Source organism: Spirillospora sp. CA-108201 (assembly GCF_050936235.1).
Lineage (GTDB): Bacteria > Actinomycetota > Actinomycetes > Streptosporangiales > Streptosporangiaceae > Spirillospora.
Window position 1 is genome coordinate 6,262,814 of sequence record NZ_JBNJNE010000001.1, and the last position, 21,604, is coordinate 6,284,417.

Here is a 21,604-nt window from a genome sequence, read left to right on the forward strand (position 1 = left end):
GGTGGAGAGGACGTGGGAGGGCGCGGTCATGCGGCGCCCTGGTCGCGGAGGGCGGCGGCCAGGTCGTAGAGGCCCGCCAGGTCCATCCCGTCGGAGAGGAACGGAAGGGTGTAGCAAGGCCGGTCGACGGAGTCCAGGCGCTCCTTCTCGCGGCGCTGGAGCGCGGTGCGGCGGGCGTGGTCGGCGGCCTCCCGGGCGAGGGCGGCGGCGATCGGCTCGGCGTCGTGCTCCAGGCCGGCGGCCTTCACGCCGCGGACGATCTCGTCGGTGTCGAGGGCCCCGGCGGCGGCCACGGCGAGGTCGTCCTCGGCGAGGACGGGCTGGTGCTCCATGTTGACGATCACGCCGCCGATCGGGAGCCCGACCGCGGTGAGGTCGCGGATGCCGTCCATCGTCTCCTGGACGGGCATCTCCTCCAGGAGCGTGACGAAGTGGACGGCGGTCTCGGGGCTGCGGACGACCTTCATCACGGTGTCGGCGTGGTTGCGGATGGGGCCGACCTTGGCGAGGCCGGAGACCTCGTCGTTGACGTTCAGGAACTTCGTGATGCGGCCGGTGGGCGGGGCGTCCATCACGACGGCGTCGTAGATGAAGGAGCCGTCCTTCTTCTTGCGGCGCACCGACTCGGACGTCTTGCCGGTGAGGATGACGTCGCGCAGGCCGGGGGCGATGGTGGTGACGAAGTCGACGATGCCGAGCTTGGTCATCGCCTTCCCGGCGCGCTTGAGGTTGTAGAACATCTCGAGGTACTCGATGAGCGCCTCTTCGGTGTCGACGGCGAGCGCGTGGACGTCCCCGCCGTCCGGGGCGACGGCGACGCGGCGCTCCTCGTACGGCAGGGGCGGGCAGTCGAAGAGCTGGGCGATGCCCTGGCGGCCCTCGACCTCGACGAGCAGCACCTTGCGGCCGCCGGCGGCCAGGGCCAGGGCGAGGGCGGCGGCGACGGTCGTCTTGCCCGTGCCGCCCTTGCCGGTGACGACATGGAGGCGTACGCCGTCCCAGTCGGTGTCTCTCGCGCTCACCCGATCGACCATATCGTTCACTCGTCAAACACTTGAGGGGGCGGTCGCCCTCATGCAAGTGATCCCTGACACGGTTCCCCCGCCCTTTCGCTGTCATTCGGCCTGCCCGCGCGGTTAGCTTGAAAACGTGAGCCGTGCTATGGACGGTTCCGTCCGGACCCTGACCGGTCCGGACGCCGCCGGAGCTCCGGGGGCGCCTCCCGGGGCCCGGGCCCTCATGCGAAAGAGGTGCCGTGATGGAAGCGGTGGCCCTGATCATCCTGCTCGTCATCGTCGTCGTCGGCCTGATCGCGCTGTCGTCGTCGATCCGGATCGTGCAGCAGTTCGAGCACGGGATCGTGTTCAGGTTCGGGCAGGTCCAGCGGAACGGGCAACTGCGGCCCGGCGCGGTGCGCGCACCGGGCCTGACGGTGATCATGCCGATCGCCGAGCGCATGCAGAAGGTCAGCCGACAGACGATCACGATGGGGGTGCCCGGCCAGGACGGGATCACCCAGGACAACGTGAGCGTCCGCGTCGACGCGGTCGTCTACTTCCGGGTGATCGACCCGGTGAAGGCGATCGTCAACGTGCACAACTACGGGTACGCGGTCTCGCAGGTGGCGCAGACGTCGCTGCGGTCGGTGATCGGGCAGGCCGACATGCAGGAGCTGCTCGGCGAGCGCGAGAAGATCAACATGCGGCTGCGGGCGATCATCGACGAGATCACCGAGGGGCCGTGGGGCATCATGATCGAGCGGGTCGAGATCAAGGACGTGTCGCTGCCGGAGGGCATGAAGCGGTCGATGGCCCGGCAGGCGGAGGCGGAGCGGGAGCGCCGCGCCCGCATCATCACCGCGGACGGCGAGTTCCAGGCGTCCAAGCGCCTCGCCGCCGCCGCGGAGATCATGTCGCAGGACCCGGCGGCGCTCCAGTTGCGCCTGCTGCAGACGGTCGTGGAGGTCTCCGCCGAGAAGAACAGCACGCTGGTCATGCCGCTGCCGGTGGAGATCCTGCGGTTCTTCGAGCGCGCCGCGGGCGGTGCGGCGGGACGCTCCGAGGACGGCGGCGGCGAGGTCCGTCCCGACCTCGGCGAGCGGCTCGCGAAGGCCGAGGAGGAGCTGGCCAAGGCGGCCGAGGACTCGCCGTCGCTGGAGTCGGCGGAGGACGTCCCTCCGGTCATCGGGCTGGACGAGCCCAAGCGCCGCGGGTCCGAGGTGGCCGCGCCGCAGGACGATCAGCGGCGCGGCATCGGCGGCGGCACGCCCGAGGCTCCGAAGGAGTAGCGGCCGCCCCGCTGGGCCGCCGCCCTCACCGAGCCTGGGGCCGAGGTGAGGCGGGCACGGCGTCCGGCGCGGCCCCGGGCATGGTCAGGCGCCGGACGCCCGGCACCGCCGCCGTGCCCAGGCAGGCCGCGCCGACCAGGACCGCCGCCGTCCACAGCGGGACGGCGGCGCCCCAGGCGGAGGCGGCCCACGGCGCGAGCGCGTAGCCGAGGGGCGCCGCGGCGAGCGACAGCAGCCAGTCGTAGGACGTCACCCTGGCCAGCGCCTGCGGCGGGATGGTCATCTGCACGACGGTCTCCCAGGTGGGGTTGAGGACGCCGAGCCCGGTGAGCGCCAGCCCGTACGCCGCGACGAGCAGCGGCGCGGGCGCGGCCGCGGCGAACAGGGCCAGGGGCAGCGCGAGCGCGGCCAGGCCCATGTTCGCGGCGAGGACGGGACGGCGCGGGCGGACGCGGGCGGCCAGCAGCGCTCCGGCGACGAGCCCGGCGGCGCCCACCTGGATGGTCGCGATCCACACCCCCTCGCCGCCGAGCCGCTCGACGGAGAGGGCGGGGCCGAGGGTGAGCAGGACGGCGGACGTGCCGTTCCAGACGCCGTGCGCGATCAGGCTCGTCCAGTACCAGTCGCGCGAGCGGACCTCCGACCAGCCCTCCACCAGGTCGGCCCGCAGCGAGCGCCGCGGGATCGGGACGTGCCGGACGCGCGCCAGGGCGAGGAGTGCCGCGCTCGCGGCGAACGACGCCGAGTCCAGCAGGAACGTCCAGCCGGGGCCGACGGTCAGCACGAGGGCGCCGGCGAGGGCGGGTCCGGCGAGGCGGGTGGCGCCGTTGGCGACGCCCATCAGGGAGTTGGCCTTCTGGAGCCCGGACGGTTCGACGGTGCCGGCGATCATGGGCGAGACCGTCGGCGTCTGGAAGGCCGAGGCCGCGCCGCCGACCGCCTGGGCGGCGGCGAGGTGCCACAGCCGCGGCTCGCCGCCCAGGAGCTCCAGCGCCGCGAACAGTTGCGCCGCGGCGCCCGCGAGGTCGGTCGTGAGGGCGACGCCGCGCGCGTCGAGGCGGTCGGCGAGCACGCCGCCGAGGGGCAGCAGGAGCAGGCGCGGCACCATCGCGCAGCCGAGCGCGAGGGCGAGCGCGGACGTGGAGCCCGTCGCCCGCAGCACGGCGAGCGCCAGCGCGGCGGGGACGGCGGCGTCCCCGGTCAGGGAGAGGACGCGGGCGGCGAAGAGCAGCCGGAAGTCCCGGCCGCGCAGGGGATGGGCCATGCCGGACAATGTAGTTCGGTGGCGAACTAAGCGGCAACGAATTATTCTTCGGCGAATCTGGGGACCGACTACGATCCCCGCATGGGCGACAGGGACCGGACCGACGAGCACGTGGAGCGGTGGGCGCCGATCGTGCCCGACCTCGACCCCGACACCGAGGGCGCCGTGACCCGGATGATCTTCTTCGTGAAGCACATCCGGCGGATCCGCGAGGAGCTCCTCGCCGCCTCCGGCCTCCAGCGGCACGAGTTCGACACGCTGCACGCGCTCGCCGGCCGGCACGGCACCGCCGCGCCCTCCCGGCTCGCCGCCGACCTCGCCATGCCCCCGAACTCGATCACCGGGCGGCTGGACGCGCTGGAGCGCCGCGGCTTCGTCCGCCGGTCCCCGTCCGCCACCGACCGCCGCCGGGTCGTCGTCGAGCTCACCCCCGCCGGCCGCACGGCCTGGCGCGACGCGATGGACGGCCTCGGCGTCGAGGAGACCCGCCTGCTCGGCGCCCTCGACCCCACCGAACGCCGCACCCTCTCCGACCTCCTCCGCCGCATCATGCTCCGCGCCGAAAACCCCACCGCCCCACCAGAACCCCCCACGGCGTGAAACCGCCTGGCTTCAGGGGCTGAGGACCAGGCGTCCGCGTAGACCTCCCGTTTCCAGCTGGGCGTGGGCTTTGGGCGCCTCTGCGAGGGGGAGGGTGTCGGCGACGCGTGGGGTGAGGTGGCCCTTGTCCGCGAGGGTGGCGAGCTCGGCCAGCTGTGCGGCGTCCGCGTGTATCCACACGTTGTGGACGGCGGTGCCGCGCAGCGGGAGCGGTGTGGCCGGGCCGCCGTTCACCGCCGCGAACGTCCCGCCGTTCCGGACGGCGTCGAGGGCGGCGACCGAGAGGAGGGCGGCGTCGAGGGCGCCGTCCACACCGCCCGGGACGAGCGCGCGGACGGCGTCCCCCAGGTGCGCTCCGCGTGGGACGAACATCTCCGCTCCGAAGCCGCGCACCAGGGCCTCATCGGATGCGGAGGCCGTGGCGACGACGCGCAGGCCGCGGTGGGCGGCCAGCTCAACCGCGTAGCCGCCGACCGCGCCCGCGGCTCCCGTGACGAGCAGCGCGGCTCCCGAGGGCAGGTCGAGGAGGTCGAGGGCCTGCCAGGCGGTCAGTCCGTTCAGCGGGATCGTCGCCGCCTCGACGGCCGGGACCGAGCGCGGCGCGGGCGCGACGGCGTCCGCGTCCAGGACGATCGCCTCCGCGTAGGCGCCCAGCGGCACGTCGAGCCGGTCCTTCAGGCCGATCACCTCGTCGCCCGCGGCGAACCGGGTGACGCCCTCGCCGACCGCGTCGACGGCGCCGGCGACGTCCCAACCGGCGAGCTCCAACGCGCCGGGCCCGCCGGGTTTCCTCACGATGATCGAGCGCATGGCGGAGACTCCCGGGGTGTAGTGGGTCACCGCGCGGGAGAACCCCGCACCAGGCCACTTTCGCCGGAACGGCCGCGGGCCGGAAGAAGTTACTTCGAGGTGCGTTCGGCACCCGGAGGTGAGATGCTCACGCAGACGCTCCGCTCCCTGGAGCGGGACGGGTTCGTGGCCCGGAGCGTGACCCCGTCCGTGCCCGTCCAGGTCGAGTACACCCTGACGCTGCTGGGCGAACGGATCATGCCCCTGCTCGCCTCCATCCGGGCGTGGGCCGACCGGCACATCGGCGAGATCCACGCGGCGCGCGGGCGGTACGGCGAGGGGGCCGGTCAGGCGGCCGGGACGGACGGCCGATCGCTAGGGTGAGGGCCATGAAGAAGTGGGAGTACGCGACCGTTCCGCTGCTGGTGCACGCGACCAAGCAGATCCTCGACAACTGGGGCCAGGACGGGTGGGAGCTCGTCACCGTCCTGCCGGGGCCGAACCCGGAGAACCTCGTCGCCTACTTCAAGCGCGAAGTCGAGTAGCGGCGGGCCCGCACCAGCCCCGTCGTAACGGACCCCAACGAGGAGGAATGGGCGATGAGCACGCCTGAAGAGCGGATCCGCGAGCTCGGCATCGAGCTGCCGGAGGTCGTCCCGCCGGTCGCGTCCTACGTGCCGACGGCGCGGACGGGGTCGCTCGTCTACACCGCCGGCCAGATCCCGCTGGTCAAGGGCGAGCTGGGCGCCACCGGGAAGGTGGGCGCCGAGGTCAGCGCGGAGGAGGCGGAGCGCCAGGCGCGGATCTGCGCGCTGAACGCGATCGCGGCGCTGAAGGCGGAGGTCGGCGAGCTGTCGCGGATCGTGCGGATCGTGAAGGTCGTCGGGTTCGTCGCCAGCGCGCCGGACTTCCACGGCCAGCCGCAGGTGGTCAACGGGGCGAGCGACCTGCTGGCCGAGGTCTTCGGGGACGCGGGGAAGCACGCCCGCAGCGCCGTCGGCGTCGCCGTCCTGCCGCGGGACGTGCCGGTCGAGGTGGAGCTGATCGCCGAGGTGGCGTGAGGCGCCGGGCTTGACGGAACGCCATTCGGTATGTCCGAATGGCTCGCCATGGGGATCACCAACGGACTCAAGCTGCCCGAGTCGTTCCGGGTGCAGGTCGAGGACATCCTGGAAGGCCGGACCGAGCCGGTGGCCGCGAAGGACGCGGCGACCGTCGTGGTGCTGCGCGACCACGACGAGCACGGCCTCCAGGCGTTCATGCTGCGCCGCGTCCGGTCGATGGCGTTCGCGCCCGGCGCCTACGTGTTCCCCGGCGGCTCGGTCGACCCGCGCGACGGGGAGGCGGCGCTGGCGTGGTCAGGGCCGTCCCCCGCCGAGTGGGGCGAGGCGTTCGGCGCGGACGAGACGCTGGCCCGCGAGCTGGTCTGCGCGGCGGTCCGGGAGACGTTCGAGGAGACGCTCGTGCTGCTCGCCGGCCCGACCGGGGACACGGTCGTGGACGACACGCGCGGCGACGACTGGGAGGCCGACCGGCAGGCGCTGCTGGACCGCTCCCGGTCGTTCGGCGGGTTCCTCGACCGCCGCGGGCTCGTGCTGCGCTCGGACCTGCTGCGCCCGTGGGCGCACTGGATCACCCCGAAGATCGAGCGCAGGCGCTACGACACCCGGTTCTTCGTCGCCGCGATGCCGGCGGGGCAGCGGGCCGGGGACGTCAGCACCGAGGCCGACCAGGTCGCCTGGGTCAGCCCGGCGGAGGCGGCCGAGAAGGCCGCGCGCGGCGAGTGGACGATGCTGCCGCCGACCATCGCGACGCTGGCGGAGCTCGCCGGGTTCGCGACGGTGGCCGACGTGCTGGCGGCGCGCAGGGAGATCGTCGTGCACGAGCCGGTCGCCGAGATCATCGACGGCGACGCCTACCTCGTCCTGCCCGAGGGCGTCGCGCGCCACTACCCGGGGGGCTGAGGGCGTGCCGCGCCGGGTGCCGCTGAGCCAGGCCGTCCTGTGGCGGCTGGCGGGCACCTCCGCGCTGCGGCGGCTGGAGCGTCTCGGCTGGAACCCGGCCCGCCACCCCGATCGGGCCTCGGGCAGGATGGGAGACATGACGGAGATCGACGGGATGGGTACCGAACGGGCGATCTGCGTGCTCGCCCCGAACCCGTCCGCCATGACCCTGGACGGCACCAACACCTGGATCATCGCCGAGCCCGGTGCCGCCGAGGCCGTCGTCGTCGACCCCGGGCCGAAGGACGGCGTGCACCTGCGGCGCGTCCTGGAGACGGTGGAGGCGCAGGGGCGGCGGGTCGGTCTCGTCCTGCTCACCCACGGGCACCCCGACCACTCGGCGGGCGCCGCGAAGTTCGCGAAGCTGGCGGGCGGCGGGGTCCGGGTGCGGGCTCTGGACCCCCGGCACCGGCTCGGCGACGAGGGCCTCGCGGAGGGCGACGTCGTCACCACGGGCGGCCTGGAGTTGCGGATCATGGAGACGCCGGGGCACAGCGACGACTCGCTGACGTTCTGGCTTCCGGCCGACGGCGCCGTCCTCACGGGCGACACCGTCCTCGGGTACGGGACGACCGTGCTGGAGGGGAGGCTCGGCGACTACCTCGGCTCGCTCGACCGGCTCCGCCGGTTCTCCGCCGACACGGGAGCCGCGACGATCCTCCCCGGTCACGGGCCCAAACTGGACGACCCGCTCGCCGTCCTCGACCACTACATCGACCACCGCCGCGAGCGCCTCGCCCAGGTCGAGGCCGCCGTCGCCGCGGGCGCCCGGACGGCCCGGGAGGTCGTCGAGCGCGTCTACGCCGACGTGGACAGGTCCCTGTGGCCCGCGGCCGAGTGGTCGGTCCAGTCCCAGCTCGACTACCTCGCCGAGCGCGGGGCCGGGACCGGCTGACCCCGCCTCCTACTTCGAGCGCTTGCGGAGGCGCTCGATGTCGAGGATCACGACGGCGCGGGCCTCGATGCGCAGCCAGTTGCGCTGCGCGAAGTCGGCGAGGGCCTTGTTGACCGTCTCGCGGGACGCGCCGACGAGCTGCGCCAGTTCCTCCTGGGTGAGGTCGTGGTGGACGTGCAGGCCCGCCTCCGACGGCTGGCCGAAGCGCTCTGCGAGGTCGAGCAGCGCCTTGGCGACGCGCCCGGGCACGTCGGTGAAGACCAGGTCGGCCATCACGTCGTTGGTCTTGCGGAGCCGCTGCGCGAGCGCGCGGAGCAGCTGCACGGCGACCTCGGGGTGGCCGGTGAGCCAGGGCCGCAGGTCGTCGTGGCCGAGCCCGGCGAGGCGGCACTCGGTGACCGCGATGGCGCTCGCGGTGCGGGGGCGGGGGTCGAACAGCGACAGCTCGCCGAACATCTCGCTCGGGCCGAGCACGCTCAGCAGGTTCTCGCGCCCGTCCGGCGCCGTCCGGGTCAGCTTGATCTTTCCTTCGAGGACGACGTAGAGCCGGTCCCCGGTCTCGCCCTCGTTGAACAGCGTCTGTCCGCGGGCGAGACGCACCTCGGTCACATTGGCGCGCAGCGCCTTGGCACCCTGCTCGTCGAGAGCCTCGAAGAGCGGGGCCCTGCTCAGAACGTCCACGTCGCGATCGGTCACGCTATTCCTCCTCGAACACCTACTTGCCTAGTGTGACGTACGTCCCACCGCGTACGTGAGGGCAGGGTCACGGCGCGCCGAAACGCGGGACCAGGGGTGATCCGTCCCGGGGGGCGGCCGCGGTCCCGTTCGTTCAGTGTACGGACCACCGGGTGAATGCCGTCACACCGGTCTCATCGCCCGTTACGGGATGGCCCGGGCAGGGTAGCGCCCGTGCCCTAACCTGAGCGGATGGAGACGTCCGAGCCCGGACCCGCACCGCGCCGCCTCCCCAGGGGGCGCCACGCGCTGTCCCGCGCGGAGGTCGAGCGGGTGCACCGCGACCGCCTGTGCGGCGCCATGGCTCAGGCGATGGCGGAGAAAGGGTACGTCGGCACGTCGGTGGAGGACGTCCTGAAGCGTGCCAGGGTGTCCCGGCAGAGTTTCTACGCGCTGTTCTCGTCCAAGCTCGACTGCTTCATGGCAGCTTTCGACCAGGCGGGCCTGCTGCTGTTCCTCCAGTTGCAGGAGGCGATGCAGGGCGAGGGCGACGCGGACGAGCGGGGAACCGCGCAGGGCGGGAGCGGCGCGGCCGAACGGTTCGAGCGCGTCTTCACCGCTTACCTGGAGGCGCTGGCGTCCGAACCCGAGTACGCGCGGCTCTTTCTCGTGGAGGTGTTCGCGGCGGGCCCGGAGGCCGTCCGGCGGCGGACGCGCGTCCAGCGCGACCTGGCGAGGACCCTCGCGGACCTCATGGGCGTGACGGGCGACGCCGGCCGGTTCGCGTGCGAGGTCATCGTGGCGGCGGTGAGCTCGATGGTGACTCCGGCCGTGGCGGCGGGCGACCTGGAGGCGCTGCGCGCGATCAGGGAACCGGTCATCGGGCACGTGCGGCTCCTGCTGCGCTCGGGCGTCATGGACGGCTGACGCTCACCACGGTGGGCGCGTCGCCGCGCGCGGGCGGGAGCGTGAGCCTGAGCCGCCCGGACGGCCCGGCGGCGGTCCTGATGACCTCGTGCGTCCTCCCGCGCGTCACGCGGATCACGACGCGGGCGCCGGGACGGTAGGACGCGGGGGTCGTGACGGTGGCGGTCCCGGCGGCGCGCAGGGCGAATCCCGTCGCCGAGGCGCCGGTGAGCGCGCTGAACCGCCGGGCCTCCGGCCGCTCGACCGAGATCGTCCAGCCCCACTGCGACCAGGTCCGGTCGGCCGACCGGTAGGAGATCTTCGCGGGCGGGCGCGGCGGGGCGGCGAACGTCCGCATCAGCGGGCCGATGTGCTGCCGCAGGTCGCGGGCCCAGTACGGGAAGGTGTGGGTGCCGAGCACGTGGTCGTCGTAGCGGCTGGGGATCCCCAGCGCTTCCAGCCGCCGGTGGAAGCTGACGGTCGAGGCGTGCGTGAGGGCCTCGATGCCCATCGCGGCCGGGTCCGGGACGGGCGGGTCGAGCGGCCCCGGGACGCCGGTGGCGGTGTGGAGCGCGAGCCGCATCCCGCGCAAGTTCGGGGCGAGGGTCGCAGGGTCGTGGCCGCGCCAGTTGGTCGCGTCCGCCAGCCGGGAGCCGAAGATCGCGTCGGGGTGCACGCCGTCGCCGAAGGCCGCGACATAGGAGATGACGCCGGTCGCGCCGACGGAGACGACCGGGTCGTGGGCGATGTCGGGCGCCCCTGAGAAAGAAGCGGCCGACACGAACAGCTCGGGGTGGCGGGCGGCGTAGCTCATCGCCCCGAAGCCGCCCTGCGACAGGCCCGCGACGGCCCGGCCCTCCCGCCGGGGGACGGTGCGCAGGTTCCGGTCGATCCAGGGGATGAGCTGGGTGACGTGGAAGGTCTCCCACCTGGAGGGCCCGAGTGCGGTGCGCGGGTCGGCCCAGTCGGTGTACCAGCCGCCGCCGTTGCCGTCGAAGCCCCCGTCCGGCATGACGGTGATCAGCGGCCGTCCGGCGGTGGTGCGCTCGGCGTCGCCGCGGTCGACCCAGTCGGACGCGCGTCCGGACGTCCCGTGGAACAGGTACAGGACGGGGAAGCGGGCCCCGGGACGCCGGTCGTAGCCGGTCGGGAGGAGGACGCGGACGTCCACGGCCCGTCCGAGCGCGGCCGTGCTGACGCGCAGCGCGTACTGGCGGTCGTCGACGCGCCGCACGCCCACGACGTGGATGCCGCCGGAGTCGGTGAAGCGGACCGCCGGCCCGGCCGCGTGGGCGGGGGCGGCGAGTCCCGTGGAGGTCGCGGCGACGGCCAGAGTGATCGCGAGGGTTCGGGGGCTCATGGGGGACCTCCTCGGACGTGCCGGTCAGCGGCCCCCGGCGGGGCGGCGGGGCCGGTCGGGCTGGACGCGCAGCGTCGTGATCACGGTCGCCAGCATCTCGTAGTGGGCGGCGAGCATGGTCAGTTCGACGCACTCGCCCTCGGTGAGGTGGGCGCGCAGCCGCGTCCAGGTCGCGTCGTCCAGGTCCTGCTCGGCGTGGAGGCGGTCGGCGGCGGTGAGGATCGCGCGCTCGCGCGGCGTCCACCCGTCGGCGTCCGGGCCCGCCTTGAGACGTTCCACGTCCGGCTCGCGCACGCCCGCGCGGCGCGCGAGCCGGACGTGGTGACCGAACTCGTAGCGGCAGTCGCGCAGGTGCGCGACGCGCAGGATCACCAGTTCGGTGTCGCGGCGCGGCAGGGTGCCGCCGGGCATGAGCCGCCCGGCGAACCACAGCCAGCCGCGGAACAGCCCGCGGCGCCGCGCCAGGGTCAGGAACAGGTTCGGCGGCCCGGTCCCCGCGGCCCGGCCCGCGGCGCGGCAGGCGAGCCAGTTGACCACCCCCACCTCGCGGATGCCGCCGGGAGTGGCGCGGGGCGCCGTCACCGCCCGCTGTCGGGCTGGGGCGTCGTCAGCTCCACCCGCTCGTTCCTGGCGATCTCCAGGATGTCGCGCAGCCCGCGCTGGACGAGGTGGTCGGCGACCGGCTGCACGGCCATCCGGACCGGCAGGACGGCGCCCACCCACCAGGGGGCGACGATCCGCCTGGAGCGGCGGGCGATCCCGCGCTCCAGCGCGTCGATGCCCACCTTCAGCGGCGCGACGCCGAGGGCCAGGCCGGTCCGGGGCGACGCGTCCATCAGGGCGGACGCGGCCTCGGTGCCGAACCCGCGGCGCGTCATGTCGGTGTCGAGCTCGGCGAAGTACGCGACCCCGGCCTTCGCGCCCCACGGGCGCAGTTCGGCCCGCAGCGAGTTGCCCAGCGCCTCCACCGCGGCCTTGGACGCGCTGTAGGCGCCCAGCAGGGGGGCGTTGACGGCCGCGGCCAGGGACGAAACGGCCAGCGCGTAACCGCGTTCGTGGCTGAGGTGGGGCCCGGCCGCGCGGAGCGTGTTGTAGACGCCCAGCACGTTCACCCGCACGCTCTGCTCCATGACGGACGGGTCGCCGCCTATGACCGGCATCTGCGCGGCCACGCCGGCGTTGGCGACGACGACGTCCAGGCCGCCCAGTTCTTGGACGGCGCTGCCGACGACGTCCTCGACCGTGCCGCGGTCGGTCACGTCGCACGTCCACCAGGGCGCCGTCCCGCACCCGGCGGCGACCTCCGAGAGGAGGTCGGGCTCAAGTCCGGCGAGCGCCACGCGCGCGCCGCGTTCGTGCAGCCGGGCGGCGAGCGCCGCTCCGATCCCCCGCGCGGCGCCGGTGATCAGCACGCGCCGGCCGGCGAGGGTCGCCGTCCACCGGGACGAGTCCAGGATCATGCGGCGACCCTAACACTGGGGAACAGTCTTGTCTTTTTAAGATTGCCTACAAATCCCCGTAATTCGGGCGTTCGTCGGCTGTCTACTCCTTCGGTGAGCAAGCGACCTCCGAAGGTTGTGGTGAGATGCGGGCCTTGGGTTGGATGGCGTGGTGGTAGCGGGCGTGGGGACGCGGCCGGACGCCGACCTTCTGGCGGCCGCCGCGGAGGGCGACGAGGCGGCCTCGGACGAGCTGTTCCGCCGGCACCACACGGCGGTCCTGCGGTACGCGCGCGGGCTGGTGCGCGACCAGCACCTCGCCGAGGACCTGACGAGCGAGGCGTTCACCCGCACGTTCGCGGCGATGCGCCAGGGCGGAGGGCCCCGCGACGCGTGCAGGCCCTACCTGTACACCGTCGTGCGGAACACGGCCACCGACTGGGCGCGCGGCGCCCGCCGCACCGTCGTGACCGACGAGGTCGCCGACTGGGCGCGCGGCGCCCGCCGCACCGTCGTGACCGACGAGGTCGCCGACTGGGCGTCGGACTCCGACGCCGAAGCGCCGGACGTCGACGAACTGGACGCGCTCGTCCGCGCCTTCCGGTCGCTGCCCGAACGGTGGCAGACCGTCCTCTGGTACACGCTCATCGAGGACGAGCCCGTCGGGCAGGTCGCGGAGCTGCTCGGCATGGAGAAGGGCGCGGTCTCCCAGCTCGCGTTCCGGGCGCGCGAGGGGCTCCGGCAGGCGTTCCTCGTCGCGGGCTCCGGAGGACGCCCCGAGTGCGCCGAGTTCACCGCCCAGCTCGCCGCGAGCGTCCGCCGCCCCGGCCGCCGGCGCAGCCGTGCCCTGCGCCGGCATCTGGAGTCCTGCGAGGAGTGCGGGCGGGCCTCCAAGGAGACGGCCGACCTCAACGGGCGGCTGCGGCGCGCGCTGCCGGTCGGGGCCGCCCTGCTGGGGGCGCCGTCGGCGTCGCTCGGCCCGCTCGGCCCCTCGCCCCGGCGGCGTCCCTGCCCGGCTGGACCCTTCCGGCCGCGGTGGCCGGCGGCGTCGCCACCGGCATCGCGATCATCCTGTTCACCACGGTCGGCGGCGGGCCAGGCGAGGACCCGCGCTCCGCACCGCCTCCCGCGGCGCCCACCCCCGCGAGCTCGGCCCCGGCGGACGTCGCCGAGCCCGACCACACCGTCGGCACCCGAACCCCCGGAGCCGGCGGCCGGAGCCCGAGAGGCGGCGGTGGCGACGGGCCTGGCGCAGGCCCCTTCCGCGTGCGCAACACGACGTTGCAATCGTGCCTGGCACCCAGCGGCACGTCGGTCGTGCAGCGCTCCTGCACCGACTCGGCGACGGGCTGGAGGCGCGGGAACACCTCCGGCGGCTTCACGCTGACGAGCAGCTCCACCGGACGATGCCTGAGCCGCGGGACGCCCGCCGCGGGCGTCCCCTGGGGGGCGGCAGCGAGTACTCGGTGGTCATGGCCCCCTGCGGCGGCCCGAACCAGGTCTGGAAGCCGGTGCGGTTCGCGCCGTCGGTCCACCGGCTCGCCAACGGCGACGGGTACTACCTCCAGGCGAGCTGGTCCGGGCTGAAGCCGGTGACGCTGAAACCGTCCTCCTACGCGGCATGGCGGCCCAGGGCTGGGCCGTCGAAGGCGCCGGCTGACCCCGCCGGCGGTCATCCGTAGCTCACGCCGTCGCGGGCGGCGTCGGCCTCGGCGGCGGGCTCGGCGTTGAGGGCGAGCCACGCGCGCAGCGCCATGTGCAGCTCCAGCCGGTCGGACGCCGCGTGCACCGCGTCCCCGAAGAGGTCGTCCAGCTGCCGCAGCCGGTACCGGACGGTCTGCGGGTGCAGGTGCAGGTGACCGGACACCTCCGTGGCGTTGAACCCGTGCTCCAGGCAGGCCAGGAGCGTCTCGGCGAGCCGGTAGCGCTGCGCCGGGCGCGCGCTCAGCAGCGGCGCGAGCCGGCGGGCGATCACCTTCTCCACCAGCGGCCGCTCCCGCATCATCACCAGGATCGGCATGTGCCGCTCGGCCGCGACGGGCGTCGCGCCGCCGACCAGGCCCTGGCAGGCCAGCGCGAGGGTCTCGCGCGCCAGCCGCAGGGACGTCGCGACCCCGCCCACCCCGACCGCCGGGCCGGTCGCGGCCGTCCAGCCGTGCAGCTGCCGCTCCAGCATCCGCGCGCGGCCGGGGCCCTCCGGATCCGGGACGACCAGGCAGGGCTCCGCCAGGTGCAGGCCCAGCAGGACGTCCGGGGGCAGCGACGGGTGCCGCGCGTCGGAGTCGTGCTCGCGGAGGGCGACGACCGCTAACGTGCGAGGCGGCGCCCAGTCGGCCTCGCGCGCCGCCCCCTTGAGCTCCGCCGGGCAGGCGCCGGTCAGCAGCAGGTCGAGCAGGTGCCGCCGGTGGTCCTGGAGCGTGCCCGCGGCCCGCGCGGCGGCGTCCGCGTGGCCCTCGGCGACGATCGCCGCCACCTGGTTCAGGTAGTCGAGCGCCGCGTTGGCGATCGCCGCGATGACCCCCGGGCTCGTCCGGTACCCCATCCGCTCGGCGCGGTCGGTGAGCCGCTCGACGGCCAGCCCCGTCCCGATCCGCGTCGCCGCCTGCCAGGAGTCCAGCGTCCGCCCCTCGCCGGCCTCGCCGACCCCGATCTGCCGCCAGAACTCCACGACGTCCGCCGACGGGGCGGCGGGGTCGGCCATCAGCTCCAGGAAGTGCCCGATGGCGCACTCCACGCCCAGTTGCATCGCCTTGGCGTAGCGGGGGTCGTGCGGCCGGACGAACTCCGGCAGCCGCCCCTCGATCCGGCGCACCGCCTCCGCCGCGATGCCGGGAACGTGCTCGCGAAGATCACCCGCGATCCGGGCGGCGCCCTCGAACGACAGGTCGAGCTCGATCCGGCGCACCGGAAGGCGGACCACCTGGCTGAGGTCGGACATGAGATCTCCGTCGGGGACGTCGTGCCAGGAGAGACGGCCCGCCCCCGCCCCGATTACGCGGGTCGGCGCGACTTTCTCGTTCGGCTGGAACGAGGTCGCGAGCCTCTAGGCTGGCCGGTATGGCGACGGAGGCGTCCCCGAAGGCGCGGGCTCGTAAGTGGAAGGACGAGACCAGGCTGGGGCTGGTGCGGCGGGCCCGCCGGATCAACCGGATCCTGGCCGAGACGTACCCCGACGCGCACTGCGAACTGAACTTCGGCACCCCCTTCCAGCTCCTGGTCGCGACCGTGCTGTCGGCGCAGACCACCGACATGCGGGTGAACCTGACCACGCCCGCGTTGTTCGCCAAGTACCCCACCCCCGAGGACCTGGCCGCCGCCGACCCCGAGGACGTCGAGGCCATCCTGAAGCCCACCGGGTTCTTCCGCGCCAAGACCAAGTCGGTCATGGGCCTGTCGGCCGAGCTGCGCGACCAGTTCGGCGGCGAGGTCCCCGGGCGCCTGGAAGACCTCGTCAAGCTGCCAGGTGTCGGGCGCAAGACGGCCAACGTCGTCCTCGGGAACGCGTTCGACGTCCCCGGCATCACCGTCGACACCCACTTCGGCCGCCTGGCCCGACGCTTCGCCTGGACGACCGAAGACGACCCCGTGAAGGTCGAAGAGGAGATCGGCTCCCTCGTCCCGCGCAAGGACTGGACGATGCTGTCCCACAGGCTGATCTGGCACGGCCGCCGGATCTGCCACGCGCGCCGTCCCGCCTGCGGGGCGTGCCCCCTGGCGCGGCTGTGCCCGGCCTTCGGCGAGGGGCCGGTGGACGAGGAGACGGCGCGCAAGCTCGTCAAGCCCGGACCCTTCTCGTGAGCGCTTCTCCCGGCCGCCCGGGAAGGAACGCGGCCGTTCCGGAGTTGGGGACGGACGTGACCGACGCCGCCCCCGACTGCCCCGCCTGGCTCGACCGCTTCCGCTCGGAGGCGCCGAGACTGCCCGTGCCGCCCGTGTTCCCGCCCGCCCCCGCCGCCCGCGCCGCCGCCGTCCTGATCCTGTTCGGCGACGGGTCGCACGGCCCGGACGTCCTGCTCACCGAGCGCGCCGCCACCCTCAACAAGCACGCCGGGCAGCCCGCCTTCCCCGGCGGCCGCATCGACCCCGGGGACGAAGGCCCGGTCGCGGCGGCGCTGCGCGAGGCGTGGGAGGAGGCCGGCGTCGAACCGTCCGGCGTGGACGTGCTGTGCACGCTGCCGGAGCTGTACCTGTCGCACAGCGAGCACCGGGTCACGCCCGTCGCCGGCTGGTGGCGCGAGCCGTCGGAGGTCGCGCCGGGCCACCCCGGGGAGGTCGCGACGGTCGCGCGGGTCCCGATCAGCGAGCTGGTCGACCCGGGGAACCGGGTGATGGTCAAGCACCCGTCCGGGATCAGGGTCGGCCCCGCGTTCCACGTCCGGGACATGCTCGTGTGGGGGTTCACCGCCGCGCTGCTCACCCAGGTGCTGGCCGCGGGCGGCTGGGACCGGCCGTGGGACACCTCCCGCGTCGAGGACCTCCCCGAGGACGTCGTGAGCCTCGCCGCGCGCGACCGGGGAGCGGACGTCGCCGCCCGCGACCGCGAGGCGGACGTCGCCGCGCGCGACTGAGCGAGGGAACCTCGCGGCGCGGCCGAGGAGCCTCGTCGTTTCCCACGAAATCGCCCTGCCTGTCCGGCGGCCGCCGATGCGCAGGTCAGACGGCCGTTCGCGATGCGTACGACCGTCGTCACGGTCGCATGTCACCCCCGGCGGCTATCCGGCGTGCCCCAAACTGGTCCATCGAGGGGACGTGAAGGAGCGGCCCGGACCTATACGGTGAAGCGGTGCTGCACGACCACGTTCTCGACCTGATCCTGCTCGTGCTCGTCGTGCTGTTCGGAGTCTCGGGCTACCGGCAGGGCTTCATCGTGAGCCTGCTGAGCTTCGTCGGCTTCGTCGGCGGCGGCGTCATCGGGGTCCTGATCGCGCCGCCGATCGCCGAGGCCGCGGTGAACGGCGCCGCGCAGCAGGCGCTCCTCGCCATCGTCGTCGCGTTCCTGTCCGCCACCCTCGGGCAGCTCGTGGCCTCGTCCCTCGGCGCCGTCCTGCGCAACCGGGTGACCGGGATGAACGCCCGCACCGCCGACGCGGTCGGCGGCACGTTCGTCAGCGCGCTCTCGCTGCTGATCGTCGCGTGGTTCTTCGGCAGCCTGGTCGCCAACTCCGAGTTCAAGCCCGTCCGCACGCAGGTCAAGGGCTCCTCCATCATCAACGGCATCAACGACGTGATGCCCTCGCAGGCGCAGACGTGGTTCACCTCCTTCCAGGGGTTCGTCAAGAGCAGCGAGTTCCCGCAGGTCTTCAACGGCCTCGGCGGCGAGTCGGTGGTGCAGGTCCCGCCGCCGGACGAGTCCGTCCTGAACACCCGGGGCCTGAAGAACTCCAAGAACAGCATCGTGAAGGTGGTCAGCACGGCGCCGCAGTGCCAGCGCCGCATCGAGGGCACCGGGTTCGTGTTCGCGCCGCAGCACATCATGACCAACGCGCACGTCGTCGCGGGCGCGCGCGGCTCCTCGGTGGTGGCGACGATCAACGGCGACACCAACCGCGGGCGGGTCGTGCTGTACGACCCGAAGCGCGACGTCGCCGTCCTGTACGTGCCGGGACTGAAGGCGCCGGCGCTGGAGTTCGCCAAGGAGGCGCGCGTCCGCGACGACGCGATCGTCGCCGGCTTCCCGAAGAACCAGCCGTTCACGACCGGCGCCGCCCGGATCCGCGCCCGGCAGACGGCGCGCGGGCCCGACATCTACCACTCCGGCCAGGTCAGCCGCGAGATCTACGCCATCCGCGGCAAGGTCGAGCCGGGCAACTCCGGCGGGCCGCTGCTGTCCACCGACGGCCGCGTCTACGGCGTCATCTTCGCCGCCGCCCTGGACACGCCGTCCACCGGCTACGCGCTCACCGCGGAAGAGGTCACGCCCGACGCGCGCGCGGGCGCCACCGCCACGAAGCCGGTCTCGACGCAGAGCTGCTCCGACTAGGCTGTGTTCGAAATCCCGGCCCGCTTCGCTCGCCTGGCGGCCCGCTGCGCGACCGGGCCTGGGCGAACGCGGCATCGCTTCGCGATCCGCCCGGTTCCGCTCGCCTCCGGCTGCGCTCCACTTCGCAGCTCACGCGTTCGCGCGCATCGCCGAGGCCCTTTCGAACTGGTCCTAGCCAGTGGTGAGGCGGAGGGCGATGGGGCCGTCCTGGGGCTCCTCGGTCAGGTTCCGTGCCCGCCGCGCGATTCCTCGTACGTCGATGCAGTACGGAGGGGCGTCCTGGTACGGGACGATCCGGTCGGCTGCGCGGCTGAGCAGAGCCTCGGCGCCGCGTGCGTTTCCACGGCGCAGGTGAGTTATCCCCACGGCGACCTGGGCGAGCCCCCGCCAGAGTTCCCGTTCGGACTCGGGAGCGGCCTTCCAGACCGCTTCCAGCACCTCATGCGCGTGGAACGGGCGGTCGGCGTCAAGGAGGCGCTGCGCCTCGGCCAGGGCTTCCGCCGGTGGCATGTCGAGGTCGTCGGGCATCGTGGGTATGCCGGTCTCGCCGTGCGGCAGTGGACGTCCGTAGGCGTCCCGCGGGCGTGCGTTGCGTGGGCGTCCCGACTCGTCCCGATCCCGCATGCCTCCACGGTACGCGGGTTCAGCGGCGCGGCTCCGGGTCGGTCAGCCAGTCGAGGAGTTGGGCGTCGAACTCCCGCGGACGCTCCTGGTGGGGGAAATGCCCCGCGCCCTCGATGAGCGTCCAGCGGTAGGGGGCCTTCACGTAGCGTCCGGAGCCCTGCGCGCTGGCCGGGAGGGTGCACGTGTCGAGCGCGCCGTGGACTTGGAGTGTGGCGGCGTGGATGGGGGCGCGCATGCGGTGCGCGTAGCGGATGCCGTCTGGACGGGCCTGCGACCGGATGAGCCAGCGGTGGTACTCCAGCGCGCTATGGGCGACCCCGGGGATCTGCACGGCCTTGCGTACGAGCCGCTCAGTGCGCTCGTCCGGCCAGCCGGGGCCCGACCAGTCGTGCAGGAGCTTCCCGACCAGCGCCGCGTCGTCGCGGACCAGGCGCCGTTCGGGCCACAGCGGAACCTGGAAGCCGAACGTGTGCCGCGTCGCCCAGCCCTGCCCGCGCGGGTCGCCCGCGACGGCCTGCCGCAGCCGCAGCGGATGCGGGGCGCCCACCACCGCCAGCCGTTGGACGATCTTCGGGTGGTAGACGGCCATCGTCCAGGCGAGCAGCCCGCCCCAGTCGTGCCCGACGACGGTCGCGTTCGCCTCGCCCAGCGCGCGGACGAGCCCGGCGGCGTCCCCGGCCAGCGTGACCAGGTCGTACCCGCGCGGCGGCTTGTCGCTGCCGCCGTAGCCGCGCAGGTCGACCGCCGCCGCCCGGTAGCCCGCGGCGGGCAGCGAGACGAGCTGGTGGTGCCACGACCACCAGAACTCGGGGAACCCGTGCAGCAGCAGGACGAGCGGCCCCTCACCGGCCTCGGCGACGTGGAAGCGCGTCCCGCCGGCGCTGACCTGCCGGTGCGTCCACGGGCCGTCGACCTCGACCAGCGCCGCGTCGTGCCCGGACACGGCGCCGGTCAGCCCGTCAGCTCGGGATCGCCGGAGTCGCCCCGGTGGCGCAGCGCGGTGAAGTCGTCCTTCAGCGTCTTGCGGGTCCGTCTGGCCCCTTCGATCTTGCGGATGCGGAAGTACCCGATGGCGAGCAGGACCAGGGCGAGCAGGAGGTACACCCCGGCCACGATGAGGAACGCGGCCCAGTGCCAGATGCCGGCGGCCACCAGCCCGTAGGCGAACGCGATCGACAGCAGGATGACGATCAGCCCGCCGATCAGCGCGGCGATCGTGAACATCACGCTGCCCAGCGCGGCCTTCTTGGCGTCGCCCTTCAGCTCCAGCTTGGCCAGGTCCATCTCGGCCCTGATCAGGTCGGAGACGCTGCTCGACGCCAGGGCGACCAGCTCGCCGAGGGACTTGTCCTCGACGCGCTCGCCCGGTTGTGCCTCGGACATATGGCTATTCTCCTTAGTCCGGGCGCGCGCGCTGACGCACCCTTCTCCGGAAGACGACGGCCGCGGCCGCCGAGGCGAGAACGCTCGCGATCAGGACCGCAGTCGTCACTCTCTCGAATTGTGACGGGTCGGTATAGGCCAAACCGCCGATCAGCAGCGAAACGGTGAATCCCACCCCGGCCAGGAGCGCGACGCCCGCGATCTCGTTCCAGCGCAGGTCCTCCCCGAGGGTGGCGAGGCCGAGCCGCACGGCCGCCCACGCCCCGCCGAGGACCCCCACGAACTTACCGACCAGGAGCCCGGCGATCACGCCGAGGGCCACCCTGTCGGTGAACACCGCGCCCAGTTGCGCCGCGCCGAGGCCCACGCCGGCCGACACGAAGGCGAAAACCGGCACCGCGACGCCCGCCGAGAACGGCCGCAGCACGTGGTCGGCGCGCTCGGCGTTGGTCGGCCGCCCGTCCGGCGTCTCCTTCGGGCTGGTGAGCATCCCCATCGCGACGCCGGCGACGGTCGCGTGGATCCCGCTGCGCTGCAGGCAGTACCAGGCCAGGACGGCGAGGGGCACGTACACCCATGGCGAGCGGAAGCCGCGGCGCTGGAGCAGCCCGTACACCCCGATCAGCGCCACGCTGAGGAGCAGCGGCGTCCAGTGCAGGGTGCTGGTGTAGAAGAGCGCGATGATGGTGATGGCCATCAGGTCGTCCACCACCGCCAGCGTCAGCAGGAACGCCCGCAGAGACGCGGGGCACGAGGTGAACGTCACGGCGAGCACCGCCAGCGCGAACGCGATGTCCGTGGCCGTCGGCACCGCCCAGCCGCGGGACGCGCCCGGCTCGCCCGCGCTCACCGCCAGGAAGATCAGGGCCGGCGCCGCCACCCCCGCCGCGGCGGCGATCACCGGCAGCGCCGCGTCCCGCGGATTGCGCAGCTCGCCGTGCGTCAGCTCCTCGCGGAGCTCCAGCCCGGCGATGAAGAAGAAGACGGCCAGCAGCCCGCTGGACGCCCAGTGCTGCACGTCCATGTGGCCGAGATGCAGCCAGTGCGGGCTGATCTCGAACGTCTGGAGGCTCTTGTAGGCGCCGTCCCACGGCGTGTTGGCCCAGACCAGCGCCGCGACCGCCGCGAGCAGCATCACCACTCCGCCGATCGTCTCGGTGCGGAGCGCCTTGGCGACCTGGACGCTGTAGCGGACGGTGGGACGGAACGGCCACGTGGCTGCAACGCGGCGTTTCACTGGCGGGCGCGCCATAGAGAGAACCCCTGGGAAAGCGGCGGACGTCTGGACAAGGCCACGGCCCGCACGATCACTACGGGACGTTCCCTGCCGACCAGACTTCCCGGCGCACCTGGGGATATTTTACCTGGCTCGCTCAGCGGGGAGGCCCGGCGGCCCCTG

General features: G+C 73.8%; 25 protein-coding genes. 13 read left to right on the top strand and 12 right to left on the bottom strand.

Going from position 1 to position 21,604, the window contains the following annotated elements; genetic code table 11:
* Nucleotides 1-26: 26 nt before the first annotated feature.
* The gene (gene bagA / locus ACQEU6_RS30220; protein ID WP_499336435.1) at nt 27-1,022 is read right to left on the bottom strand and encodes an ATPase BagA; all 996 of its coding nucleotides are present in this window, start codon (nt 1,020-1,022) and stop codon (nt 27-29) included.
* A gap of 236 nt (nt 1,023-1,258) precedes the next feature.
* On the opposite strand from bagA, the gene ACQEU6_RS30225 reads away from it, so the two are divergent.
* Nucleotides 1,259-2,287, top strand: a complete 1,029-nt coding sequence (locus ACQEU6_RS30225; RefSeq protein ID WP_499336436.1) for a slipin family protein — start codon at nt 1,259-1,261, stop codon at nt 2,285-2,287.
* A gap of 25 nt (nt 2,288-2,312) precedes the next feature.
* On the opposite strand, the gene ACQEU6_RS30230 is transcribed toward ACQEU6_RS30225, so the two are convergent.
* On the bottom strand, nt 2,313-3,551 hold the full coding sequence (locus tag ACQEU6_RS30230) for an MFS transporter (RefSeq protein WP_499336437.1): 1,239 nt from the start codon (nt 3,549-3,551) through the stop codon (nt 2,313-2,315).
* A gap of 81 nt (nt 3,552-3,632) precedes the next feature.
* Here ACQEU6_RS30230 and ACQEU6_RS30235 point away from each other — a divergent pair, with 81 nt between their 5' ends.
* Nucleotides 3,633-4,151 carry a MarR family winged helix-turn-helix transcriptional regulator gene (locus tag ACQEU6_RS30235; protein WP_499336438.1) on the top strand — a complete coding sequence of 173 codons (519 nt, stop codon included), beginning with the start codon at nt 3,633-3,635 and terminating at the stop codon, nt 4,149-4,151.
* Nucleotides 4,152-4,163: 12 nt separating this feature from the next.
* Here ACQEU6_RS30235 and ACQEU6_RS30240 read toward each other — a convergent pair whose 3' ends face one another.
* Entirely contained in the window at nt 4,164-4,961 is a 798-nt protein-coding gene (locus tag ACQEU6_RS30240) for an NADP-dependent oxidoreductase (RefSeq protein ID WP_499336439.1), read from the bottom strand.
* A 123-nt stretch (nt 4,962-5,084) separates the two neighbouring features.
* Between ACQEU6_RS30240 and ACQEU6_RS30245 the strand changes: the two genes are divergently transcribed.
* Genes ACQEU6_RS30245 through ACQEU6_RS30265 form a run of 5 tightly spaced genes read left to right on the top strand, consistent with a single transcriptional unit; the run spans nt 5,085 to nt 7,838 of the window.
* Nucleotides 5,085-5,324: a winged helix-turn-helix transcriptional regulator gene (locus ACQEU6_RS30245; RefSeq protein ID WP_499336440.1), complete on the top strand. Its 240-nt coding sequence runs from the start codon at nt 5,085-5,087 to the stop codon at nt 5,322-5,324.
* 5 nt (nt 5,325-5,329) lie between these two features.
* Nucleotides 5,330-5,485, top strand: coding sequence for a Sp36 family protein (sp36, locus tag ACQEU6_RS30250; RefSeq protein ID WP_089310660.1), 156 nt, complete (start codon nt 5,330-5,332; stop codon nt 5,483-5,485).
* A 54-nt stretch (nt 5,486-5,539) separates the two neighbouring features.
* Entirely contained in the window at nt 5,540-6,001 is a 462-nt protein-coding gene (locus ACQEU6_RS30255; RefSeq protein ID WP_499336441.1) for a RidA family protein, read from the top strand.
* Nucleotides 6,002-6,031: 30 nt separating this feature from the next.
* Complete coding sequence (locus ACQEU6_RS30260) at nt 6,032-6,904, top strand: NUDIX hydrolase (protein WP_499336442.1); 873 nt, start codon at nt 6,032-6,034, stop codon at nt 6,902-6,904.
* Nucleotides 6,905-6,908: 4 nt separating this feature from the next.
* The gene (locus ACQEU6_RS30265; RefSeq protein WP_499336443.1) at nt 6,909-7,838 is read left to right on the top strand and encodes an MBL fold metallo-hydrolase; all 930 of its coding nucleotides are present in this window, start codon (nt 6,909-6,911) and stop codon (nt 7,836-7,838) included.
* Between the two features lie 9 nt (nt 7,839-7,847).
* On the opposite strand, the gene ACQEU6_RS30270 is transcribed toward ACQEU6_RS30265, so the two are convergent.
* Nucleotides 7,848-8,534 (bottom strand): Crp/Fnr family transcriptional regulator, encoded by a 687-nt coding sequence (locus ACQEU6_RS30270; protein ID WP_067483689.1) that lies wholly within the window; start codon nt 8,532-8,534, stop codon nt 7,848-7,850.
* Between the two features lie 231 nt (nt 8,535-8,765).
* Between ACQEU6_RS30270 and ACQEU6_RS30275 the strand changes: the two genes are divergently transcribed.
* Nucleotides 8,766-9,440, top strand: coding sequence for a TetR/AcrR family transcriptional regulator (locus ACQEU6_RS30275; RefSeq protein WP_499336444.1), 675 nt, complete (start codon nt 8,766-8,768; stop codon nt 9,438-9,440).
* On the opposite strand, the gene ACQEU6_RS30280 is transcribed toward ACQEU6_RS30275, so the two are convergent.
* From ACQEU6_RS30280 to ACQEU6_RS30290, 3 genes are read right to left on the bottom strand one after another with little or no spacing between them, the layout of a single operon-like run.
* Complete coding sequence (locus ACQEU6_RS30280) at nt 9,427-10,779, bottom strand: alpha/beta hydrolase (RefSeq protein WP_499336445.1); 1,353 nt, start codon at nt 10,777-10,779, stop codon at nt 9,427-9,429. The genes ACQEU6_RS30275 and ACQEU6_RS30280 overlap by 14 nt on opposite strands.
* A 24-nt stretch (nt 10,780-10,803) precedes the next feature.
* Nucleotides 10,804-11,361 (bottom strand): carboxymuconolactone decarboxylase family protein, encoded by a 558-nt coding sequence (locus ACQEU6_RS30285; RefSeq protein ID WP_499336446.1) that lies wholly within the window; start codon nt 11,359-11,361, stop codon nt 10,804-10,806.
* The gene (locus tag ACQEU6_RS30290; RefSeq protein ID WP_499336447.1) at nt 11,358-12,239 is read right to left on the bottom strand and encodes an SDR family NAD(P)-dependent oxidoreductase; all 882 of its coding nucleotides are present in this window, start codon (nt 12,237-12,239) and stop codon (nt 11,358-11,360) included. The genes ACQEU6_RS30285 and ACQEU6_RS30290 overlap by 4 nt, the downstream gene beginning before the upstream one ends.
* A 148-nt stretch (nt 12,240-12,387) precedes the next feature.
* Here ACQEU6_RS30290 and ACQEU6_RS30295 point away from each other — a divergent pair, with 148 nt between their 5' ends.
* Both ACQEU6_RS30295 and ACQEU6_RS30300 read left to right on the top strand, forming a co-directional pair.
* Nucleotides 12,388-13,605: an RNA polymerase sigma factor gene (locus tag ACQEU6_RS30295; protein WP_499336448.1), complete on the top strand. Its 1,218-nt coding sequence runs from the start codon at nt 12,388-12,390 to the stop codon at nt 13,603-13,605.
* 19 nt (nt 13,606-13,624) lie between these two features.
* Nucleotides 13,625-13,900: a ricin-type beta-trefoil lectin domain protein gene (locus ACQEU6_RS30300; protein WP_499336449.1), complete on the top strand. Its 276-nt coding sequence runs from the start codon at nt 13,625-13,627 to the stop codon at nt 13,898-13,900.
* Here the strand turns inward: ACQEU6_RS30300 and ACQEU6_RS30305 are convergent.
* Complete coding sequence (locus ACQEU6_RS30305; RefSeq protein ID WP_499336450.1) at nt 13,891-15,156, bottom strand: PucR family transcriptional regulator; 1,266 nt, start codon at nt 15,154-15,156, stop codon at nt 13,891-13,893. The genes ACQEU6_RS30300 and ACQEU6_RS30305 overlap by 10 nt on opposite strands.
* Nucleotides 15,157-15,275: 119 nt before the next feature.
* Here ACQEU6_RS30305 and nth point away from each other — a divergent pair, with 119 nt between their 5' ends.
* From nth to ACQEU6_RS30320, 3 genes are all read left to right on the top strand, one after another.
* On the top strand, nt 15,276-16,016 hold the full coding sequence (nth, locus tag ACQEU6_RS30310) for an endonuclease III (RefSeq protein ID WP_499336451.1): 741 nt from the start codon (nt 15,276-15,278) through the stop codon (nt 16,014-16,016).
* 56 nt (nt 16,017-16,072) lie between these two features.
* Nucleotides 16,073-16,786: an NUDIX hydrolase gene (locus ACQEU6_RS30315; RefSeq protein WP_499336452.1), complete on the top strand. Its 714-nt coding sequence runs from the start codon at nt 16,073-16,075 to the stop codon at nt 16,784-16,786.
* Between the two features lie 215 nt (nt 16,787-17,001).
* Nucleotides 17,002-18,198: a MarP family serine protease gene (locus ACQEU6_RS30320; RefSeq protein ID WP_499336453.1), complete on the top strand. Its 1,197-nt coding sequence runs from the start codon at nt 17,002-17,004 to the stop codon at nt 18,196-18,198.
* A 171-nt stretch (nt 18,199-18,369) separates the two neighbouring features.
* Here ACQEU6_RS30320 and ACQEU6_RS30325 read toward each other — a convergent pair whose 3' ends face one another.
* The 4 genes from ACQEU6_RS30325 to nhaA are packed head-to-tail and all read right to left on the bottom strand — an operon-like array spanning nt 18,370 to nt 21,442.
* A complete protein-coding gene (locus tag ACQEU6_RS30325; RefSeq protein WP_499336454.1) occupies nt 18,370-18,822 on the bottom strand; it encodes a DUF309 domain-containing protein in 453 nt (150 codons plus the stop codon).
* Between the two features lie 19 nt (nt 18,823-18,841).
* Complete coding sequence (locus ACQEU6_RS30330; RefSeq protein WP_499336455.1) at nt 18,842-19,765, bottom strand: alpha/beta fold hydrolase; 924 nt, start codon at nt 19,763-19,765, stop codon at nt 18,842-18,844.
* Between the two features lie 8 nt (nt 19,766-19,773).
* A complete protein-coding gene (locus tag ACQEU6_RS30335) occupies nt 19,774-20,205 on the bottom strand; it encodes a phage holin family protein (RefSeq protein WP_499336456.1) in 432 nt (143 codons plus the stop codon).
* A gap of 13 nt (nt 20,206-20,218) precedes the next feature.
* The gene (gene nhaA, locus ACQEU6_RS30340; RefSeq protein WP_499336457.1) at nt 20,219-21,442 is read right to left on the bottom strand and encodes a Na+/H+ antiporter NhaA; all 1,224 of its coding nucleotides are present in this window, start codon (nt 21,440-21,442) and stop codon (nt 20,219-20,221) included.
* Nucleotides 21,443-21,604: the final 162 nt, after the last annotated feature.

What these genes read in the sequence shown, in the direction of transcription:
- ACQEU6_RS30325 (WP_499336454.1), bottom strand. Translation starts at nt 18,822, where the DNA reads ATGCGGGATCGGGACGAGTCGGGACGCCCACGCAACGCACGCCCGCGG.
- ACQEU6_RS30335 (WP_499336456.1), bottom strand. Translation starts at nt 20,205, where the DNA reads ATGTCCGAGGCACAACCGGGCGAGCGCGTCGAGGACAAGTCCCTCGGC.
- sp36 (WP_089310660.1), top strand. Translation starts at nt 5,330, where the DNA reads ATGAAGAAGTGGGAGTACGCGACCGTTCCGCTGCTGGTGCACGCGACC.
- nth (WP_499336451.1), top strand. Translation starts at nt 15,276, where the DNA reads ATGGCGACGGAGGCGTCCCCGAAGGCGCGGGCTCGTAAGTGGAAGGAC.
- ACQEU6_RS30300 (WP_499336449.1), top strand. Translation starts at nt 13,625, where the DNA reads ATGCCTGAGCCGCGGGACGCCCGCCGCGGGCGTCCCCTGGGGGGCGGC.
- ACQEU6_RS30230 (WP_499336437.1), bottom strand. Translation starts at nt 3,551, where the DNA reads ATGGCCCATCCCCTGCGCGGCCGGGACTTCCGGCTGCTCTTCGCCGCC.
- ACQEU6_RS30275 (WP_499336444.1), top strand. Translation starts at nt 8,766, where the DNA reads ATGGAGACGTCCGAGCCCGGACCCGCACCGCGCCGCCTCCCCAGGGGG.
- ACQEU6_RS30305 (WP_499336450.1), bottom strand. Translation starts at nt 15,156, where the DNA reads ATGTCCGACCTCAGCCAGGTGGTCCGCCTTCCGGTGCGCCGGATCGAG.
- ACQEU6_RS30290 (WP_499336447.1), bottom strand. Translation starts at nt 12,239, where the DNA reads ATGATCCTGGACTCGTCCCGGTGGACGGCGACCCTCGCCGGCCGGCGC.
- ACQEU6_RS30255 (WP_499336441.1), top strand. Translation starts at nt 5,540, where the DNA reads ATGAGCACGCCTGAAGAGCGGATCCGCGAGCTCGGCATCGAGCTGCCG.
- ACQEU6_RS30260 (WP_499336442.1), top strand. Translation starts at nt 6,032, where the DNA reads ATGTCCGAATGGCTCGCCATGGGGATCACCAACGGACTCAAGCTGCCC.
- ACQEU6_RS30245 (WP_499336440.1), top strand. Translation starts at nt 5,085, where the DNA reads ATGCTCACGCAGACGCTCCGCTCCCTGGAGCGGGACGGGTTCGTGGCC.
- ACQEU6_RS30235 (WP_499336438.1), top strand. Translation starts at nt 3,633, where the DNA reads ATGGGCGACAGGGACCGGACCGACGAGCACGTGGAGCGGTGGGCGCCG.
- ACQEU6_RS30225 (WP_499336436.1), top strand. Translation starts at nt 1,259, where the DNA reads ATGGAAGCGGTGGCCCTGATCATCCTGCTCGTCATCGTCGTCGTCGGC.
- ACQEU6_RS30280 (WP_499336445.1), bottom strand. Translation starts at nt 10,779, where the DNA reads ATGAGCCCCCGAACCCTCGCGATCACTCTGGCCGTCGCCGCGACCTCC.
- ACQEU6_RS30240 (WP_499336439.1), bottom strand. Translation starts at nt 4,961, where the DNA reads ATGCGCTCGATCATCGTGAGGAAACCCGGCGGGCCCGGCGCGTTGGAG.